Raw genomic sequence first — 19590 nt, 5'->3', positions numbered from 1 at the left:
TAGGATCGACCACGCTCACCCGAGCACACCACCCTTTAACGACACGTCCTGTGAGGCGTGGAAGGGAGAAGACCGCATGACCGAACGACCCCTGAACTCCGAGTCCGCAACGCCCGAGGGAGCTGACAGCTCCCGGGTGCTGGGCCCCCAGGAGATCCGGCGGGCACTGATCCGCATCGCGCACGAGATCCTCGAGAGCGGCCACGGCGCCGAGGAGCTGGTGCTGCTGGGCATCCCGCATCGGGGCGTGCCGCTCGCCCGCCGCCTCGCAGAGCTGATCGCACGCTCCGAGGGTCTGCCCCAGGACGCAGACCTCAGCGAGCTGTACGGCGCGCTGGACATCACCATGTATCGCGACGATCTGCGCTCGAATCCCACCCGGGCCCCCAGCCCCACCCGCATCCCGCGCTCCGGGATCGACGGCCGCACCGTCGTCCTGGTCGACGACGTCCTCTACTCCGGCCGCACCGTCCGGGCCGCGCTCGACGCCCTGGGAGCGATCGGTCGCCCCGCCGCAGTGCGCCTGGCGGTGCTGGTGGACCGCGGCCATCGGGAGCTGCCGATCCGCGCGGATCACGTGGGCAAGAACCTGCCCACCTCCCGCACCGAGCGCGTCCATGTCCAGCTCGCGGAGACCGACGGCCAGGACGCGGTCGACATCGTGCGACCCGTCGCCCCCGCCCGCGAGGGGGAGCAGGCATGAAGCACTTCATCGCCATCTCCGACCTCACCCGCGAGGAGGCGCTGAGCGTGCTCGCCACCGCCGAGCACATGGCCGACACCCAGTCCCGGGCGATCCGCAAGCTGCCCACCCTGGTCGGCGCCACCGTGGTGAACCTCTTCTTCGAGGACTCCACCCGCACCCGGATCAGCTTCGAAGCCGCCGCGAAACGGCTCTCCGCCGATGTCATCAACTTCTCCGCCAAGGGATCGAGCCTGTCCAAGGGCGAATCCCTCAAGGACACGGCGCTGACCCTGCAGGCCATGGGGGCCGACGCGGTCGTGGTGCGCTCGGGATCCTCCGGCGCCGCGCACCTGCTGGCCCATGCCGGATGGATCGATCAGCCGATCGTCAACGCCGGCGACGGAGCGCACGAGCACCCCACCCAGGCGATGCTCGACGCCTTCACCCTGCGTCGCCACCTGCGGCCCGGGGACCCCCGGGCCGGTCTCGACGGGCTCCACGTGGTGATCGTCGGCGACGTGCTGCACTCGCGGGTGGCGCGCTCGAACGTCCTGCTGCTGACCCTGCTCGGCGCCCGCGTCACCCTGGTCGCACCGCCCGCGCTGGTGCCCGTCGGCGCCTCTGCCTGGCCCTGCGCGATCAGCTACGACCTCGATGCGGCCCTCGCCGACTCCCCGGATGCCGTGATGATGCTGCGGGTCCAGCGCGAACGGATGGTCGGCGGCGGCTTCTTCCCCACGGAGGGCGAGTACTCCCGCCGCTACGGGCTGACCGTCGCCCGCGCCGCCGCACTGCCCGAGCACGCGATCGTCCTGCACCCCGGGCCGATGAACCGCGGTTTCGAGATCGCCGGCGCCGTCGCGGACTCCCCGCGCAGCGTCATCGTCGAACAGGTCGCCTCCGGCGTCTTCGTGCGGATGGCCGTCCTCTACCACCTGCTCGCCACCGACGCCCGGGAGGCGCACCGTGAGAACTGAGACCACCGACAGCGCCGTCACCACCGGCGACGCCGCCACGACACCGCTGCTGATCCGCGGCGGCCGCCCCTACGGCGAGGACGTCCAGGACGTCCTCCTGGTCGGCGGCCGCATCCGGGCCGTCGGCACCGAGCTGGAGCTCCCCGAGCACACGGAGGTCATCGAGGCCGAGGGCTGCATCGTGCTGCCCGGCCTGGTGGACCTCCACACCCACCTGCGCGAGCCCGGCGGGGAGGAGGCCGAGACGGTCGAGAGCGGTACCCGCGCCGCGGCCCGGGGAGGCTTCACCGCCGTGCATGCCATGGCCAACACCACCCCGGTCGCGGACACCGCCGGCGTGGTCGAGCAGATCGCCCGTCGCGGCGACAGCGCCGGCTGGTGCACGGTGCGACCCGTCGGAGCGGTCACCGTGGGCCTGGCGGGGGAGCGTCTGGCGGAGCTCGATGCGATGGCGAACTCCGGCGCCCAGGTCCGCGTGTTCAGCGATGACGGCAAGTGCGTCCACGACCCGGTGCTGATGCGCCGGGCCCTGGAGTACGTGAAGTCCTTCGACGGGGTCATCGCCCAGCACGCCCAGGACCCGCGGCTGACCGCGGGCGCCCAGATGCACGAGGGCGTGGTCTCCGCGGAGCTGGGGCTCACCGGCTGGCCGGCCGTCGCCGAGGAGTCGATCATCGCCCGTGACGTGCTGCTCGCCCAGCACGTCGGCTCCCGCCTGCACGTCTGTCACCTCTCCACCGCCGGCAGCGTCGACATCATCCGCTGGGCGAAGCAGCGCGGCATCGCGGTGACCGCCGAGGTCACCCCGCATCACCTGCTGCTGACCGACGAGAACGTGCGCCAGTTCGACGCGGTGTTCAAGGTCAACCCGCCGCTGCGCACCGCCGCCGATGTCGAGGCGGTCCGGGCAGGGCTGGCCGACGGCACCATCGACATCGTCGCCACCGACCACGCCCCGCATCCCCGCGACGCCAAGGACCGGGAATGGGACCAGGCCGCGATGGGCATGACCGGCCTGGAGACGGCGCTGTCGCTGGTGCAGCTGACCATGGTCGACCAGGGCCGGCTCAGCTGGCGCGACGTCGCCCGCGTGCTCTCCGAGAAGCCCGCCGAGATCGGACGGGACCGGGAGCAGGGGCACCCGCTCGAGCCCGGCTTCCCGGCCCATGTGCTGGTCTGGGACCCGCGCCCGGTGCAGGTGGCCGATCCCGCCGAGCACGCCTCCCTCAGCCGGAACTCGCCCTTCGCGGGGCTCCAGCTGCCCGGCACCAACCGCCTGACCGTGCTCGGTGGGCGCCCCACCGTCCGCGACGGGCAGGTGGTCCGGCGATGAGCGAGCGGCTGGTCCCCGTCCTGCTGCTCGTGGTGCTGTTCGCCGCGGCCCTGGCCGCCATGGTGTGGGGATGGAAGCGGCGCGGTCGCTCCCAGCAGCACCTGCCCCGTCCCGCGGATCACCCCCTCGCCCACCTGGGGGAGGGGATCGACCACGGACCCGTCGACGCCGTCTACGTCGACACGGTGCTCGCCGCACAGCCCCTCGAACGGGTCGTCGCCCACGGTCTCGGCCAGCGTGCGAAGGCCCGGGTGACCCTCGGCGACGGCGGCTCCTGGCGCCTGGAGCGCGAGGGGGCCCCGGACCTCACCATCCCCGCCGCGGACCTCGTGGAGATCACCTCCGGTCCGGGCATGGCCGGGAAGTTCATCGGCGGCGACGGGCTGCTCATCCTCCGCTGGCGCCTCGGCGGCCAGCTCCTCGACACCGGTCTGCGCCTCGCCCGGCGCACCGACCACGACCTCCTGCTCTCCCGGAAGGAGCACGCATGACATCCCCCGCTTCCACCGATCCCTCGAGGTCGCCGCGCCGCCGCGCGCGCCCGGACAGGGCGCTGCTGATCCTCGAGGACGGCACCGTCCTGCGCGGCTCCGCCTACGGCGCCCGCGGCTCCCGCCTCGGCGAGGTCGTCTTCACCACCGGCATGACCGGGTACCAGGAGACCCTCTCGGATCCGTCCTACGCCGGCCAGATCGTCGTGCAGACGGCCCCGCACATCGGCAACACCGGCGCCAACGCCGAGGACATGGAATCGCGGAAGGTGTGGGTGCGCGGCTACGCCGTCCGCGACGCCAGCCGCATCGCCTCCTCGTACCGCGCCGAGCAGACCCTGGACGAGCTGCTCATCGGCAGCGACGTCGTCGGCATCAGCGACATCGACACCCGCATGCTCACCCGTCGGCTGCGCGAGACCGGTTCGCTGCGCGGCGGGATCTTCTCCGGCGACGCGCTGCGGATCCCCGAGGGGCGGCTGCTCGACCAGGTGCGGGAGCAGCCCGAGATGAGCGGTGCCAGCTTCGTCGAGGAGGTCACCATCGCCCAGCCGGTGGTCCTGGAGCCCGAGGGCGAGGTGCGCGCCACGATCGCGGCCGTGGACCTCGGCATCAAGAGCGCCGCCCCGCGCAGCATGCTCGCCCGCGGTCTGCGCGTCCACCTGCTGCCGGCGACCACCTCCCTCGAGGACCTGCGCGCGCTCGAGCCCGACGCCGTGTTCTTCTCCAACGGCCCCGGGGACCCCGCCGCCGCCACCGAGCAGGTCGAGCTGCTGCGCGGAGTCCTCGACGCCGACCTGCCCTTCTTCGGCATCTGCTTCGGCAATCAGCTGCTGGGCCGTGCCCTCGGCTTCGACACGTACAAGCTGAAGTTCGGCCACCGCGGCATCAACCAGCCCGTCCAGGACCGAGAGACCGGGCAGGTGGCGATCACCGCCCACAACCACGGCTTCGCCGTCGACGTCCCCCTTCAGGGGGAGCACATCGCTCCGCACGACGGTGGCCGCTACGGCCGCGTCACGGTCTCGCACGTCGGCCTGAACGACGACGTGGTCGAGGGGCTGCGCTGCCTCGACCGCCCCGCGTTCTCGGTCCAGTACCACCCCGAGGCGGCCGGCGGACCGCACGACGCCTCGCCCCTCTTCGATCGTCTGGCAGAGCTCGCGATCGCCCACCGCGCCGCCTCTGCATCCAAGGAGTCCTGATGCCCCGTCGCCCCGACCTCTCCTCCGTCCTGGTCATCGGCTCCGGCCCGATCGTCATCGGCCAGGCCGCGGAGTTCGACTACTCCGGCACCCAGGCCTGCCGGGTGCTGCGCGAGGAGGGCCTGCGGGTCATCCTCGTCAACTCCAACCCGGCCACGATCATGACCGACCCGGAGATCGCCGACGCCACCTACATCGAGCCGATCGACCCGCAGATCATCCGCACCATCATCGAGAAGGAGCGGCCCGACGCGCTGCTGCCCACCCTCGGCGGGCAGACCGCGCTGAACGCCGCGATCGCCCTCGCCGAGAACGGCACCCTGGCGGAGTTCGGCGTCGAGATGATCGGCGCCAGCCTCGAGGCGATCAACAAGGCCGAGGACCGCCAGCTGTTCAAGGAGGTCGTGGACCGGGTGGGCGGCGAGTCCGCGCGCTCGAAGATCTGCCACACCGTGGAGGATCTGCTGGACGGCGCCGAGGAGCTCGGCTACCCGATGGTGGTGCGACCCAGCTTCACCATGGGCGGCCTCGGCTCGGGCATGGCCTACGACGAGCGGGACCTGCGCCGCATCGGCGGCGACGGCCTGCACTATTCGCCGACCTCCGAGGTGCTGCTGGAGGAGTCGATCCTGGGCTGGAAGGAGTTCGAGCTCGAGCTGATGCGCGACAGCGCCGACAACTGCGTCGTGATCTGCTCGATCGAGAACGTGGACCCCGTCGGCGTGCACACCGGCGACTCCGTCACCGTCGCCCCGGCCCTCACCCTCACCGATGTGGAGATGCAGACCCTGCGGGATCTCGGCATCGCGATCATCCGCGAGGTCGGCGTCGACACCGGTGGCTGCAACGTGCAGTTCGCGACCCATCCGGAGACCGGCCGCGTGGTGGTCATCGAGATGAACCCGCGCGTCTCCCGGTCCTCGGCGCTGGCCTCGAAGGCCACCGGCTTCCCGATCGCCAAGATCGCCGCCCGCGTCGCGATCGGCTTCACGCTGGACGAGATCCGCAACGACATCACCGGCACCACGCCGGCGAGCTTCGAGCCGGCGCTGGACTACGTCGTGGTGAAGGTCCCGCGCTTCGCCTTCGAGAAGTTCCCCGCCGCGGACGCGACCCTGACCACCACCATGAAGAGCGTCGGCGAGGCGATGGCGCTGGGCCGCAACTTCACCGAGGCGCTCGGCAAGGCGCAGCGCTCCATCGACGTCAAGGGCGCCGCCTTCTCCTACGAGGGGGCGCCCCCCACGCCCGCCGAGGTCACCGAGCTGCTGGACGCGTCCCGCACCCCGACCGCCGAGCGTCTGGTCGACATCGGTCGGATCCTGTGGTCCGCCGCCGAGGGCGTCGTCGATCCCGCGGAGACCCTCGACCGGCTGGTGGAGGCCACCGCCATCGATCGCTGGTTCCTCGACCAGATGCTGATCATCGCCGAGCTCGCCGCCGAGATCCGCTCCAGCGATGTGCTCGATGCCGACCTGCTGTCCCTGGCCAAGCGCCACGGGCTCTCCGACGACCAGATCGGTGCTCTCAGCCGCCACAGCGGCGACGTGGTCAAGGGGGTGCGCGAGGCGCTGGGCATCAACCCGGTCTTCAAGACGGTCGACACCTGCGCCGCGGAGTTCGCCTCCGCCACCCCGTACCACTACTCCACCTACGACCAGGAGACCGAGGTCGAGCCGCGCGAGCGTCCGGCGGTGCTGATCCTCGGCTCGGGACCCAACCGCATCGGCCAGGGCATCGAGTTCGACTACTCCTGCGTCCACGCCGCCATCGCGCTGGGCAACCCGGAGCTGCCCGGCGGCGGCTTCGAGACCGTGATGATCAACTGCAACCCCGAGACGGTCTCGACCGACTACGACATCGCCGACCGGCTCTACTTCGAGCCGCTCACCTTCGAGGACGTGGTCGAGGTCTACGAGGCGGAGAAGGCCGCGGGCCCGGTCGCCGGGGTCATCGTCCAGCTGGGCGGCCAGACCCCGCTCGCGCTCGCCCGCCGGCTCGAGGCCGCCGGGCTGCCGATCATCGGCACCAGCCCCTCCGCGATCGACAACGCCGAGGACCGCGGCCACTTCGGTGCGCTGCTGGCCGAGGCGGACCTGCCGGCGCCCCCCTACGGCACGGCCTGGGGCCTCAGCGATGCGATCGAGGTCGCCGCCCAGGTCGGCTACCCGGTGCTGGTGCGGCCGAGCTACGTGCTCGGCGGCCGCGGCATGGAGATCGTCTTCGATGAGCCCGGTCTGATCGACTACGTCGGCCGGAACCTGCCCGACGGCGGCCGTGCCGAGGCCCCGATCCTCATCGACAGCTTCTTGGACACCGCGATCGAGATCGACGTCGACGCCCTCTACGACGGCACCGACCTGTACCTCGGCGGGGTCATGGAGCACATCGAGGAGGCCGGCATCCACTCCGGCGACTCGGCCTGCACCCTGCCGCCGGTCACCCTCTCCGATGCGGTGCTCGAGCGGATCCGCACCTCCACGCTCGCGATCGCCGAGGGGGTGGGGGTGCGGGGACTGCTGAACATCCAGTACGCCCTCTCCCACGGCGTCCTCTACGTGCTCGAGGCCAATCCGCGCGCCTCCCGCACCGTGCCCTTCGTCGCCAAGGCCACCGGCGTCCCGCTCGCCCAGGCCGCGGCCCTGCTGATGGCCGGCACCTCGATCGCGGAACTGCGCCGCAGGGGAGTGCTGCCTGCCCAGGGGGACGGCGCCGACCTGCCCGATGATTCGCCGATCGCGGTCAAGGAGGCCGTGCTCCCCTTCAAGCGCTTCCGCACCCATGAGGGACGCGCGGTGGATTCCGTGCTGGGCCCGGAGATGCGCTCCACCGGTGAGGTGATGGGCCTGGATTCCACCTTCCCGCTGGCCTTCGCCAAATCGCAGCTGGCGATCGCCGGCCAGGGCCTGCCCACCTCCGGCACCGCCTTCGTCTCGGTCGCCGACCGCGACAAGCGCTCCCTGCCGCTGCCGGTGGCGCGCCTGGCGGCCCTCGGCTTCGAGATCCTCACCACCGCCGGGACCGGCCGGGTGCTGCGTCGCTACGGCATCCCCTGCCGGGTGCTGCGCAAGGCCTCCGAGCCGGGCGCGGACGCCAGCGTCATCGAGCTGATCGAGAACAGCCGGGTGGACCTGGTGATGAACACACCGTCGGGCTCCAACGCCCGGGTCGACGGCTACGCGATCCGCGCCGCGGCCACCAGCATGGACGTCCCGATGATCACCACCCTGCAGGAGTTCCAGGCGGCCGTGCAGGCGATCGAGGCACGACCGGTGGAGCGCTTCGAGGTCACCAGCCTGCAGGACCACACCGCACGCCTGGCGGCGGTCCGCGCCGCTCAGCTCGGCGCATGAACGGGCCGGAGCGCGGCCCGGCGGGGGCCGAGGGGTTCGGGGAGCGTCTGCGTCGAGCCGTGCAGGCCCACGGCCCGGTGGTCGCCGGCATCGACCCGCACTCCTCCCTGCTGGAGGCGTGGTCGCTGCCGGACACCCCGGAGGGCCTGCGGGAGTTCTCCCGGATCACGCTGGCCGCAGTGCGCGGGACGGTCGCGGCGATCAAGCCGCAGTCGGCCTTCTTCGAACGCCACGGCTCCGCCGGGGTCGCGGTGCTCGAGGAGCTGCTCGCCGCCGCCCGCGAGGCGGGGATGCTGACCATCCTCGACGTCAAGCGCGGGGACATCGGCTCCACCATGGGCGCCTATGCCCAGGCGCATCTGCTCCCGGGCGCCCCGCTGGAGGCCGATGCGATCACCGTCAGCCCGTACCTCGGTGCCGGCTCGCTCGACCCGGCGGCCGCTCTCGCCGCCGAGCACGGCAAGGGCCTGTTCCTGCTGGCGCTCACCTCGAACCCGGACGGACCGCAGGTCCAGCACGCCCGGACGGCGAGCGACACGCCGGTGGCGCTGGAGATCGCGCGACACGCCGAGCGGATCGGGAACGCCGGGCCGGGGGAGTGGTCGAGCGTGGGTCTGGTGGTCGGCGCGACCGTCGGCCGCGCCTACCGCGAGCTCGGCCTGGCTGGTGCCGCGCCGTCCGTCCCGCTGCTGGCCCCGGGCTTCGGAGCACAGGGCGCCGGACCTGCGCAGCTCTCCGAGGTGTTCGGAGAAAACGCAGGTCACGTGCTTGTTTCGCTGTCCCGTGGGCTGTCGGTCGCCGGTCCGGACGAGGCGACGCTGCGGGCCCGGGCCGAGGCGCTGCAGGCGGACTTCCGCTGAGTGCTTACCGCCCGGACCGCCGCCTCCCGGCGCTGGTCCGGGCGGTCCCGCGGCGGGTCGCCGCACGCCCCGATCTGCACCGGACCAGCGACGAAGCGTGTCAAAAGTGCGCTCCGCCACGAATATGGGGTTACGCTCTTCCCACACCGAGGTCCGCTCGGATCTCCCCGTCACCAGCAAGAGAACAAGAGGTAAGAACAGTGGCTCTCCCTCCCCTCACCCCTGAGCAGCGGGCCGATGCCCTGAAGAAGGCCGCAGAGGCTCGTCGCGAGCGCGCGGCCATCAAGGCACGCCTGAAGGACAGCGCCGGTCATCGTGGCGACGAGATCAAGAAGGTCCTCAAGGAGGCCGAGACCAACGAGATCGTCGGTCGTCTCCGGGTCTCGGCACTGCTGGAGGCGCTCCCGGGCGTCGGCAAGGTCAAGGCGCAGCAGATCATGGAGGAGATCGGCATCTCGCCCTCCCGCAAGATCCGCGGCCTCGGCTCGCACCAGGCGGAGAAGCTCGTCGCGCACTTCGCCGAGTGAACGATTCCTCCCCCGGGGTCGGCGCCGAGAAGGCGTCGGCCCCGGTCACCGTTCTGGCCGGCCCCACGGCGGTCGGCAAGGGCACCGTCTCCGCGGCGATCCGTGCCCGCTATCCCGAGATCTGGCTGTCCGTCTCTGCGACCACCCGGGCCCCGCGCCCGGGTGAGGTGGACGGGGTGCACTACCGCTTCGTGAGCGAGGAGGAGTTCACCTCCCTGATCGAGAACGGTCAGATGCTGGAGTGGGCCGTGGTGCACGGACGCCACAAGTACGGCACCCCGCGCGGCCCCGTCGAGCAGAAGGTCGTCGAAGGACGCCCGGTGCTGCTGGAGATCGATCTGGCCGGCGCGCGGCAGGTCCGCCAGACGCTCCCGGACGCCCGCTTCGTGTTCCTCGCCCCACCGGACTGGGACACGCTCGTGGACCGCCTGGTGGGCCGCGGCACGGAGGACGCCGAGGAGCGCGAGCGCCGCCTGGCGACCGCACGGGTCGAGCTCGCCGCGGAGGACGAGTTCGACGTCACCATCGTCAACGACGCCGTGGACCGGGCCGCCGGAGAGCTCGCCGGCCTGCTCGGCGTGCGCGACCTCACCTGAGGCCCGGGGTCCGCGGCCTCGCCCCCGTCCGGGGAAGGGCGTATCCTGAGGCGTCGCCCGTCATATCTCACGAAGGGACATCCGTGGCCGGAACAGTCGCACAGCCCGAAGGCATCACGAACCCCCCGATCGACCGTCTCCTGGAGACCGTCGACTCGAAGTACGCCCTGGTGCTGTACGCGTCCCAGCGTGCTCGCCAGATCAACTCGTACTACTCGCAGCTCTCCGAGGGCCTGCTGGAGTTCGTCGGCCCGCTGGTGGACGTCGAGAACCAGGAGAAGCCGCTCTCCATCGCCCTGCGCGAGATCGATGAGGACCTGCTCACGATCCGCGAGATCGACGAGGAGGAGTACGCCGCGCAGAACGAGCCGGACCCGAACGCTCCGGCCCCGCTGATGCTCGGCGACGACGCCCCCGAGATCCCGCCGACCGACTTCCCGCTCTGATCCCGGCCTCCGCCGGATGATCCGATGAGCAGCGAGCTGCGCACCCTCACCGGTGCCCGCGTCCTGGTCGGCGTCGGGGGCGGCATCGCCGCATACAAGACCGCGCACCTGGTGCGCGGTCTTGTCGGCGATGGGGCCGATGTCCGCGTCCTGCCCACCGCCTCCTCCCTCGAGTTCGTCGGGGCCGCGACCTGGGAGGCGCTCAGCCACCACCCGGTCCTCACCTCGGTCTTCGAGGACGTCGAGGAGGTCGCCCACGTTCGCCTCGGCCAGCAGGCCGATCTGGTGGTGATCGCCCCGGCCACCGCGGACCTCCTGGCCCGGCTGCGCATGGGCCGCGCCGACGACCTGCTGACCGCCTCCGCCCTGGTGACCCGGGCCCCGATCGTGGTGGCACCGGCGATGCACACCGAGATGTGGGAGCACCCCTCGACCGTCGAGAACGTGGCGGTGCTGCGTGAGCGCGGTCTGACGGTGCTCGAGCCCGCCGTCGGCCGGCTCACCGGCCCCGACTCCGGCCCGGGCCGCCTCCCCGAGCCCGCAGCGATCCGCGAGGCCGCCCGCGCCGCGATCGCCGCCCCCCGGGACCAGCGGGGCGCCGTGCGCCGGGACCTCGTCGGCCGGGAGCTGCTGATCACCGCCGGCGGCACCCGCGAGGACCTCGACCCGGTCCGCTTCCTGGCCAACCGCTCCTCCGGTCGGCAGGGCTGGGCGCTCGCCCACGCCGCCCTCGTGCGCGGCGCCCGCGTGCGCCTGGCCGCCGCGAACGTGGACCTGGAGACACCACCCGGCGCCCAGCGCCTGGACGTGGGCAGCGCCGCCGAGCTCGCCGCACTGGTCGCCGCGCATCGCGGCCGGGCCGACGCGCTGGTGATGGCCGCCGCGGTGGCCGACTTCACCGCGGCCGAGCGGGCGCAGACCAAGCTCAAGAAGGATGAGTCCGCCGGGGACGACAGCGACGCGGTGCCCGCGATCGCCCTGCGCCGCACCCAGGACATCCTGCGGCTCAGTGTGCTCGAGCGCACGGACTCCGGATCGGCCCGCCCGGCGATCGTCGGCTTCGCCGCCGAGACCGGCTCCGACGAGGTCAGCGCTCTCGACCTGGCACGCCAGAAGGCCCGGCGCAAGGGCGCGGATCTTCTGGTCTTCAACGACCTGACCGCCGGGGTGTTCGGCGCCGCCGACAACGCCGTGCGGATCCTGGACCGCAGCGGTGAGGAGGTCGCCCGCGCCGAGGGTTCCAAGACCCTCGTCGCCCACGCGGTGCTCGACCAGCTCCTGTCCGTCCTGCCGGAAGTACCCTGATCCCCATGACCACCAGCGAGCTGCGCACCTTCACGTCCGAATCGGTCACCGAAGGGCATCCCGACAAGATCTGCGATCAGATCTCCGACGCCATCCTCGACGATCTGCTGGCCCAGGACGCCGGCGCCCGCGTCGCCGTGGAGACCATGGTGACCACCGGACTCGTCCACGTCGCCGGAGAGGTCCGCACCAGCGGGTACAGCGACGTCGCCACGATCGTGCGCGACGTGATCCGGGAGATCGGCTACGACTCCTCCGAGAAGGGCTTCGACGCCGATTCCTGCGGCATCGAGGTCTCCATCGGCGCCCAGTCCCCGGACATCGCCCAGGGGGTCGACACCTCCTTCGAGACGCGCGGGGACGTGGCGGCGGAGGCGTTCGCGAAGCTCGGCGCCGGGGACCAGGGGCTCATGTTCGGCTACGCCTGCCGCGACACCCCCGAGCTGATGCCGCTGCCGATCCACGCCGCCCATCGCCTCACCCGCAACCTGTCCGCGGCCCGCCGCGACGAGGTGCTGCCGTACCTGCGCCCGGACGGCAAGACCCAGGTCTCGATCGGCTACGACGAGGACGGCGTGGCCCGCAGCGTCGACGCGATCGTGGTCTCCACCCAGCACAGCGCCGAGGTGGACCTCGACAGCCAGCTGGCCCCGGCGATCTCGAAGATCGTCATCGCCCCGGTGCTCGAGGACCTCGAGTCCCTGGGCCTGGACACCTCGTCCGTGGTCACCCACATCAACCCCTCCGGCCGCTTCGTGCTCGGCGGCCCCAAGGGCGATGCCGGCCTGACCGGCCGCAAGATCATCGTGGACACCTACGGCGGCATGGCCCGTCACGGCGGCGGCGCGTTCTCCGGCAAGGATCCCAGCAAGGTGGACCGCTCCGGTGCCTATGCGATGCGCTGGGTGGCCAAGAACATCGTCGCCGCAGGGCTCGCCGACCGCTGCGAGGTGCAGGTCGCCTACGCCATCGGCGTCGCCGAACCGGTGGGCCTGTACGTGGAGACCTTCGGCACCGGGCACGTCCCCTCGCATCAGATCGCCGCCGCGGTGAGGAAGGTCTTCGATCTGCGCCCGGCCGCGCTCATCGACGCCCTGGACCTGCTGCGCCCGATCTACTCCCTGACCTCCGTGCACGGCCACTTCGGTCGTGAGCTGCCGGAGTTCACCTGGGAGCGTGCGGACCGCGCCGGGGAGCTGGAGCGCGCCCTGTGACCACGCCCGATCCCCGCCTCGACCCCGCGCTCGCCGCCCGCCTCAAGCACGACGACGCCGGACTGCTCACCGCCGTGGTGCAGGACGCCACCGACCACCGGGTGCTGATGGTGGGCTGGATGGACGACGAGGCGCTGGCCCGCACCCTGAGCTCCGGACGCGTCACCTACTGGTCCCGCTCCCGCGGCGAGTACTGGCGCAAGGGCGACACCAGCGGACACGTCCAATGGGTGCGCTCGGTCGCCCTGGACTGCGACGGCGACACCCTGCTGGTGAGCGTCGACCAGGTCGGGGCCGCCTGCCACCGCGGCACCGACACCTGCTTCGACGGCGGCGACCTGGGCGCCGTCGTCCTTCCCCCCACGGAGCGCACCGCATGAGCGATGATCCCACCACGACCTCGGCCCGCGCCGAGGCCTACCCCGAGCAGGTCGGCGGGCGCGAGGGCGACGCCCTCGGCGTGATCGTCCCCGACCGCGAGACCTTCCGGGACCTCGCCTCCCGTCAGCGCGTGGTCCCGCTCAGCGTGCGGCTGCTGGCCGACGAGGACACCCCGGTCTCCCTCTACCGCCGGCTGACGGCCGACGGCGGCACCCGCGGCACCTTCCTGCTCGAGTCCGCCGGGGAGGGCGAGGCGTCCCGCTACTCGATCATCGGCACCCGGGCCCGCGCCGTCCTCACCGAGCGGGACGGCCAGGCGCACTGGCGCGGGGACGTCCCCGCCGGGGTCCCCACCGCGGGCAGCCCGGTGGAAGCGCTGCGCGCGGTGACCAGCGAGTTCCGTGCCGCCCGCCAGCCTCACCTGCCGCCCTTCTCCGGCGGTATGGTCGGTTTCGTCGCCTACGACGCGGTCCGGCACTGGGAGAAGCTCGCCCCGTCCCCGCCCGACGAGATCGGACTGCCGGATCTCTCGATGCTGCTGGCGCAGGACGTCGTGGTCCACGACGCGCACGACTCCACCGTGGTGCTGGTCGCCAACGCCCTGAACCTCAACGCCACCGACGACGGCGTCGATGCCGCCTACGACGACGCCCTCGCCCGGCTGGAGACGATGCGGGAGCGGCTGCGCACCCCGATCGGCGGCGGCCCGGTGGTCTACGACACCGTGCGCGAGCTCGAGCCCAAGGCCCGCACCTCGCAGCTCGAGTACGAGCGGGCCGTCCAGGAGGCGGTCCGCGACATCATCGACGGCGAGATCTTCCAGGTGGTCCCCTCGCAGCGGTTCTCGCTGCCGATCGCCGCGGATCCGCTGGACGTCTACCGCGTGCTGCGGCGGATGAACCCCAGCCCGTACATGTATCTGCTGCGCACCGTCGACGCCGAGGGGGAGCCCATCGACGTGGTCGGCGCGAGCCCGGAGTCGCTGGTGAGCGTGCGAGGGACCACGGCCACCACCCATCCGATCGCGGGCTCGCGGCCGCGCGGCGCCACCCCGGAGGAGGACGAGCGGCTCGGAGCCGAGCTGCTCGCCGACCCCAAGGAGCGCTCGGAGCACCTGATGCTCGTCGACCTCGCCCGCAACGACCTGCAGAAGTTCTGCGCCCCCGGCACGGTGGTGGTCCGCGATTTCATGCATCTCCAGCGCTTCTCGCACATCCAGCACATCGTCTCCACCGTCACCGGGCACCTGCGGGACGATGTCGGGGCCTACGATGCGCTGCGGGCCACGTTCCCGGCCGGGACGCTCTCCGGCGCCCCGAAGCCCTCCGCGATGCGGATCATCGACCGGCTCGAACCGGTGCGGCGCGGCGTCTACGGGGGCACCGTGGGGTACTTCGACTTCGCCGGCGACATGGACATGGCGATCGCGATCCGTACCGCTGTCATCAAGGACGGCACCGCCCACGTGCAGGCCGGCGGGGGAGTGGTCGCCGACTCCGACGCGACCATGGAGCACCGCGAGACCCAGTCGAAGGCCGCCGCCGCGCTGCGGGCCGCCGCCGCCGCCGACACGCTCCGCCCGGCATGAGCGCGCAGGAGCCCGCCGCTCGCCGCGCCCTGCCCGGCCGGCGCGCCACCGTCCTCGCCGGCACCGCGGCCTCCGCGCTGCTGGCCGGCACCACCCGCACCACCTGGATCCACGCGACCGCACCGGATCTGACCGGCACCGTGCAGCAGGTGGACGTGCTCGGCGCGGAGGCGGCACCGGCGGTGCTCGCCCTCGCGCTGGTGGCGATCGCCGGCTCGCTCGCCACCGCCCTGCCCTCGGCCTGGCTCCGCTTCCTGACCGGTCCGGTGCTGCTGCTGACCGGTGCCGGTGCCGCCCTCGCGGCGCTCGGCGTGGTGCGGGATCCGGCCGCTGCGGCGGGCTCCGCCACCACCACCGCCACCGGGGTGGTCGGCGCCGCGGTCGCGGGCGGGACCACCGCGTGGCCGCTGCTGACCCTGGTGCCTGCGCTCGGGGTGCTGGCGGTCGGGGTGCTGGTGCTGCTCGCGGGAGGCGGCTGGCCGCGCCGCGACCGGTATCGCAGCGCCGCCGTCGCCGTCACCGCCGACCCCGCGGAGGATCCCGCGGCCGCCTGGGACGCCCTCAGCCGCGGCGAGGACCCCAGCATCGAGCACGCGCAGCAGCCGAGATCGCCGAGCCCGCAGGAGCCCCCCGGGACGGCACCGCCCCCGCCTGCGCGGTGATCACGCTCACCCGGTGTGCGACACCTCGTGCGCAGCGATGGACGATGCGCCGTCCAGGACGGCCCGGCGTGGCACAATGGGCGCGACCGGGACCCTGACTGGAGAAGGATCATGCCGAAGAGCTACACCGTGCCGCCGCCGCCCCACCACAACGAGGGCAAGACCGCCGCGGCCTGGACCATGAACCTCGGTATCGTGCTGGGCTCCCTCGGGATCGGCATCGGCATGGTCGTCAGCGCCCTGAGCATCCTGATCTGGGTGGGCGCCGGCGTGGTCGTGCTGGCCATCATCGTCGGCGCGGTGCTGTCCCTGACCGGCCGCGGCCAGCCGCGCCGCTACGGCGTGGCGGCGGCCGCCGCCACCGCCGCGGACGGCTCCGCCCGCAACACGCGCTCCGGCCGGCCCGCCGAGGCCGACGCGAGGTGACCTCGCCGGCGCGGCGGGAGCACGGCGCCGCCGTGTCCCTCGCCCCCGCCCGGGGCCCGCGCCGGCTGCTGCTGCCGCTCGCGATCGGGGCCTCCGGCCTCGTTCTCGCCGTCCTGGTGCAGCTGGTCTTCGATCCGTTCCGCACCCACATCCCGCTGTGCGTGCTGAACCACCTCACCGGTCTGGAGTGTCCCGGCTGCGGAGCGATCCGTGCCGTGCACGCCCTGCTGGCCGGTGATCCGCTGCTCGCCCTGCGGAACAACGCGCCGGTGACGGTCGCGGTCCCGCTGGTCGGGATCGGCATGGCGGTCTGGGCCGGGCGGCGCGCGCGCGGCCTGCGCACGGACCTGATGCCCTCGAGGACCGTGCTGCTGGTCCTGGTCGGGCTCCTCGCCGTCTTCACCGTGCTGCGGAACCTGCCGCAGTTCTGGTTCCTGGCCCCGATCTCCCTCGTCGGCGGCTGAGACCCGCCCCCGACCCCGCGGGGTGCCCACCACCCCGACCTGCTGCAGGAGGCCTGTGTGACCACCACCGGAACCGTCCTCGACGAGATCATCGTCGGCGTGCGGGAGGATCTCGCGCCGCGCCGCGCCGCGGTGCCCGAGGCGGAGATCGCTCGTCGGGCCCACGCCGCCCCGCCGGCCCTCGACGCCGCCGCGCGACTGCGCGGCGACGGCACCACGATGGGTCTGATCGCCGAGGTCAAGCGTTCCAGCCCGTCCAAGGGAGCTCTCGCCGAGATCCCCGAACCGGCCGCGCTCGCCGCGCTCTACGCGGACTCCGGCGCCTGTGCGATCAGCGTCCTGACCGAGCAGCGCCGCTTCCGCGGAACCCTCGCCGACCTCGATGCCGTCCGGGCCCGGGTCGACGTCCCGGTGCTGCGCAAGGACTTCGTGGTCGAGCCCTACCAGGTGCTCGAGGCGCGCGCCCACGGCGCCGATCTGGTGCTGCTGATCGTCGCCGCCCTGGACGACGCCGAGCTGCGGGACCTGCACGACCTCACCCGCGAGCTCGGCATGCAGGCGCTCGTGGAGACCCACACAGCGCCCGAGCTCGAGCGCGCGCTCGCCCTCGGGGCGGACCTCATCGGCGTCAACGCCCGCAACCTCAAGGACCTCACCGTCGACCTCGGCCGGGCAGCGGACCTGCTGGCCAGGATCCCCGCCGGGCCCCTCGCGATCGGCGAGTCGGCGGTGGCCTCGGTCGCCGACGTCGAGGCCTACGCCGCCGCCGGTGCCGACGCCGTCTTGGTCGGCGAGGCACTGGTCACCTCCGGTGATCCGGCCGGCGCCGTCGCCTCGTACCGTCGGGTGGCCCGCCGCGGCCGCCCCCTCCCGGAAGGAGCTCAGGCATGAGCAGCCCCGACCACCAGCGCGTCCCCGGCGAGGACGTCGTCCTCGATCTCACCCGCCCCACCACCGAGCTGCGCTCCGAGACCGGGCCGTACTTCGGCGACTTCGGCGGCCGCTTCCTGCCCGAGGCGCTGGTGCCCGCGCTCGACGAGCTGATCGAGGTGTACGAGAAGGCGATCGTGGACCCGGAGTTCACCGCCGAGCTGCAGCGGCTGGCTGCCGACTACACCGGGCGTCCCTCCCTCCTCTCCGAGGCCCCGCGCTTCTCGCAGCTCGCCGGAGGTGCCCGGATCCTGCTCAAGCGGGAGGATCTGAACCACACCGGCAGCCACAAGATCAACAACGTGCTGGGGCAGGCGCTGCTGACCAAGCGCATGGGCAAGACCCGGGTGATCGCCGAGACCGGCGCCGGTCAGCACGGCGTCGCCACCGCGACCGCCGCGGCGCTGTTCGGGCTGGACTGCACCATCTACATGGGCGGTGAGGACACCGAGCGCCAGGCCCTGAACGTGGCCCGCATGCGACTGCTGGGCGCGGACGTGGTCCCCGTCGAGCAGGGCTCGCGCACCCTCAAGGACGCGATCAACGAAGCATTCCGCGACTGGGTCGCGAACGTCGAGACCACCCATTACCTGCTGGGCACCGTCGCCGGTCCCCATCCCTTCCCGGCGATGGTCCGCGACTTCCACCGCATCATCGGCGAGGAGGCCCGGGCCCAGACCCTGCAACGGGTGGGCCGGCTCCCCGACGCGGTCGTCGCCTGCGTGGGCGGAGGCTCCAACGCGATGGGGATCTTCCACGCCTTCCTCGACGACACGGACCCGCTGGTGCGGCTGATCGGCTGCGAGGCCGGGGGCGACGGCATCGACTCGGGCCGGCACTCGGCGACCCTCAACGGCGGCTCCGCCGGGGTGCTGCACGGTGCCCGCAGCTTCGTGATGCAGGACGAGGACGGTCAGACCATCGAGTCCCACTCCGTCTCCGCCGGGCTGGATTATCCCAGCGTCGGTCCCGAGCACGCCTGGCTGGCGGACATCGGCCGCGCCGAGTACCGGGCCGTCGACGACGGTCCCGCGATGGACGCCTTCGCGCTGCTGTCGATGACCGAGGGCATCATGCCCGCGATCGAATCCGCCCATGCCCTCGCCGGTGCCCTGCAGCTGGGCCGGGAGCTCGGGGAGGACGCCGTGATCCTGGTGAGCCTCTCCGGCCGCGGGGACAAGGACGTCGACACCGCCTCGACCTGGTTCGGCCTGGTGGGCGACGAACCGGCCCGCGCCGACCTGTCCGCGCTCCGCGCCGCCGCCCGCGAGACCAGCCCGGACCGGGCCGCACAGAAGCCCGAGGAGTCACGATGACCACCGCCGACACCGCCCGCCTGCGCGCCGGCGAGGTCCTGGACCGCACCCGCTCCGAGAACCGCGCCGCGCTCATCGCCTATCTTCCCGTGGGCTACCCCGATCTGGAGCGGTCGATCGAGGCCGCCCGGATCCTCATCGACCACGGCGCCGACATGATCGAGCTGGGACTGCCGTACTCCGACCCCGTCATGGACGGCCCCGTGATCCAGCAGGCGGCCTCCGCCGCCCTCGCCGGCGGCACCCGCACCCGCCACGTGCTCGAGGCCGTCGAGGCGCTCTCGGGCCGGGGCGCGGCGATCCTGGTGATGAGCTACTGGAACCCGATCCTCGCCTACGGCCCCGACGCCTTCGCCCGCGACCTCGCGGCCGCCGGCGGCGCCGGCGTGATCACCCCGGACCTCATCCCCGACGAGGGCGCCGACTGGATCGAGGCCGGCGAGCGGCACGGCGTGGACCGGGTGTTCCTGGTGGCTCCGAGCTCCCCGCGCGACCGCCTCGCGCATGTGGTCTCGCACACCGAGGGCTTCGTCTACGCCGCCAGCGCCATGGGAGTCACCGGCACCCGGGCGAGCGTCTCCGCGGCCACGGAGGGCCTGGTCGAGCGGACCCGGGCGGCCGGCGCGAAGAACGTCTGCGTGGGGCTGGGCGTCTCGAACGGTGAACAGGCCGCGCAGGTCGGCGCGTATGCTGATGGGGTGATCGTCGGGTCCGCCTTCGTGCGCGCACTGATCGAGAACCAGGGCGACCACGCGGCGGCCCGCACCGCCCTGGCGGCGGTGGCAGACGACCTGCGCGCCGGCGTCGAGCGCGCCCGCACCGAGACCTGAG

The 19590-nt window shown here is 72.7% G+C and carries 20 protein-coding genes; all 20 read left to right on the top strand.

Translation table 11 applies throughout. From position 1 onward, the window contains the following. Positions 1-76 precede the first annotated feature (76 nt). The 20 genes from pyrR (at position 77) to trpA (ending at position 19589) form a co-directional block, all read left to right on the top strand. The gene (gene pyrR / locus CFK38_RS12195) at positions 77-703 is read left to right on the top strand and encodes a bifunctional pyr operon transcriptional regulator/uracil phosphoribosyltransferase PyrR (protein ID WP_096803317.1); all 627 of its coding nucleotides are present in this window, start codon (positions 77-79) and stop codon (positions 701-703) included. After that, the gene (locus CFK38_RS12190; RefSeq protein WP_096803316.1) at positions 700-1662 is read left to right on the top strand and encodes an aspartate carbamoyltransferase catalytic subunit; all 963 of its coding nucleotides are present in this window, start codon (positions 700-702) and stop codon (positions 1660-1662) included. The genes pyrR and CFK38_RS12190 overlap by 4 nt, the downstream gene beginning before the upstream one ends. Next, a complete protein-coding gene (locus tag CFK38_RS12185) occupies positions 1652-2995 on the top strand; it encodes a dihydroorotase (protein WP_096803315.1) in 1344 nt (447 codons plus the stop codon). Before CFK38_RS12190 ends, CFK38_RS12185 begins: the two co-directional genes overlap by 11 nt. Next, the gene (locus CFK38_RS12180) at positions 2992-3486 is read left to right on the top strand and encodes a PH-like domain-containing protein (protein WP_096803314.1); all 495 of its coding nucleotides are present in this window, start codon (positions 2992-2994) and stop codon (positions 3484-3486) included. Before CFK38_RS12185 ends, CFK38_RS12180 begins: the two co-directional genes overlap by 4 nt. Next, positions 3483-4691: a glutamine-hydrolyzing carbamoyl-phosphate synthase small subunit gene (carA, locus tag CFK38_RS12175; protein ID WP_096803313.1), complete on the top strand. Its 1209-nt coding sequence runs from the start codon at positions 3483-3485 to the stop codon at positions 4689-4691. The genes CFK38_RS12180 and carA overlap by 4 nt, the downstream gene beginning before the upstream one ends. Beyond that, complete coding sequence (gene carB / locus CFK38_RS12170) at positions 4691-8044, top strand: carbamoyl-phosphate synthase large subunit (RefSeq protein ID WP_096803312.1); 3354 nt, start codon at positions 4691-4693, stop codon at positions 8042-8044. The genes carA and carB overlap by 1 nt, the downstream gene beginning before the upstream one ends. Beyond that, entirely contained in the window at positions 8041-8904 is an 864-nt protein-coding gene (gene pyrF / locus CFK38_RS12165; RefSeq protein WP_096803311.1) for an orotidine-5'-phosphate decarboxylase, read from the top strand. Before carB ends, pyrF begins: the two co-directional genes overlap by 4 nt. Positions 8905-9104: 200 nt before the next feature. Next, positions 9105-9431, top strand: coding sequence for an integration host factor, actinobacterial type (gene mihF, locus CFK38_RS17375; protein WP_096803310.1), 327 nt, complete (start codon positions 9105-9107; stop codon positions 9429-9431). Then, positions 9428-10027: a guanylate kinase gene (gmk, locus tag CFK38_RS12155; RefSeq protein ID WP_096803309.1), complete on the top strand. Its 600-nt coding sequence runs from the start codon at positions 9428-9430 to the stop codon at positions 10025-10027. Before mihF ends, gmk begins: the two co-directional genes overlap by 4 nt. Before the next feature lie 83 nt (positions 10028-10110). After that, positions 10111-10473 carry a DNA-directed RNA polymerase subunit omega gene (gene rpoZ / locus CFK38_RS12150; protein ID WP_096803308.1) on the top strand — a complete coding sequence of 121 codons (363 nt, stop codon included), beginning with the start codon at positions 10111-10113 and terminating at the stop codon, positions 10471-10473. Between the two features lie 24 nt (positions 10474-10497). Next, positions 10498-11778: a bifunctional phosphopantothenoylcysteine decarboxylase/phosphopantothenate--cysteine ligase CoaBC gene (coaBC, locus tag CFK38_RS12145; RefSeq protein ID WP_096803307.1), complete on the top strand. Its 1281-nt coding sequence runs from the start codon at positions 10498-10500 to the stop codon at positions 11776-11778. Between the two features lie 5 nt (positions 11779-11783). Beyond that, the gene (metK, locus tag CFK38_RS12140) at positions 11784-12992 is read left to right on the top strand and encodes a methionine adenosyltransferase (RefSeq protein WP_096803306.1); all 1209 of its coding nucleotides are present in this window, start codon (positions 11784-11786) and stop codon (positions 12990-12992) included. After that, on the top strand, positions 12989-13372 hold the full coding sequence (gene hisI / locus CFK38_RS12135) for a phosphoribosyl-AMP cyclohydrolase (RefSeq protein WP_096803305.1): 384 nt from the start codon (positions 12989-12991) through the stop codon (positions 13370-13372). Before metK ends, hisI begins: the two co-directional genes overlap by 4 nt. Next, positions 13369-14961: an anthranilate synthase component I gene (locus CFK38_RS12130; protein ID WP_096803304.1), complete on the top strand. Its 1593-nt coding sequence runs from the start codon at positions 13369-13371 to the stop codon at positions 14959-14961. The genes hisI and CFK38_RS12130 overlap by 4 nt, the downstream gene beginning before the upstream one ends. Beyond that, the gene (locus CFK38_RS12125) at positions 14958-15623 is read left to right on the top strand and encodes a Trp biosynthesis-associated membrane protein (RefSeq protein ID WP_096803303.1); all 666 of its coding nucleotides are present in this window, start codon (positions 14958-14960) and stop codon (positions 15621-15623) included. The genes CFK38_RS12130 and CFK38_RS12125 overlap by 4 nt, the downstream gene beginning before the upstream one ends. Positions 15624-15734: 111 nt before the next feature. Beyond that, complete coding sequence (locus CFK38_RS12120) at positions 15735-16049, top strand: HGxxPAAW family protein (RefSeq protein ID WP_096803302.1); 315 nt, start codon at positions 15735-15737, stop codon at positions 16047-16049. Then, on the top strand, positions 16046-16513 hold the full coding sequence (locus tag CFK38_RS12115) for a DUF2752 domain-containing protein (protein ID WP_096803301.1): 468 nt from the start codon (positions 16046-16048) through the stop codon (positions 16511-16513). The genes CFK38_RS12120 and CFK38_RS12115 overlap by 4 nt, the downstream gene beginning before the upstream one ends. 57 nt (positions 16514-16570) lie before the next feature. Then, entirely contained in the window at positions 16571-17404 is an 834-nt protein-coding gene (trpC, locus tag CFK38_RS12110; protein ID WP_096803300.1) for an indole-3-glycerol phosphate synthase TrpC, read from the top strand. Then, positions 17401-18759: a tryptophan synthase subunit beta gene (gene trpB, locus CFK38_RS12105; protein WP_096803299.1), complete on the top strand. Its 1359-nt coding sequence runs from the start codon at positions 17401-17403 to the stop codon at positions 18757-18759. The genes trpC and trpB overlap by 4 nt, the downstream gene beginning before the upstream one ends. Continuing rightward, positions 18756-19589 carry a tryptophan synthase subunit alpha gene (gene trpA / locus CFK38_RS12100; protein ID WP_096803298.1) on the top strand — a complete coding sequence of 278 codons (834 nt, stop codon included), beginning with the start codon at positions 18756-18758 and terminating at the stop codon, positions 19587-19589. Before trpB ends, trpA begins: the two co-directional genes overlap by 4 nt. The last annotated feature ends 1 nt before the right edge of the window (position 19590 follow it).

The organism is Brachybacterium vulturis (genome assembly GCF_002407185.1).
Taxonomy (GTDB): Bacteria; Actinomycetota; Actinomycetes; order Actinomycetales; family Dermabacteraceae; genus Brachybacterium; species Brachybacterium vulturis.
Note: the sequence above shows the minus strand (reverse complement) of the source record. Positions and strands in the feature narration are given on the sequence as shown.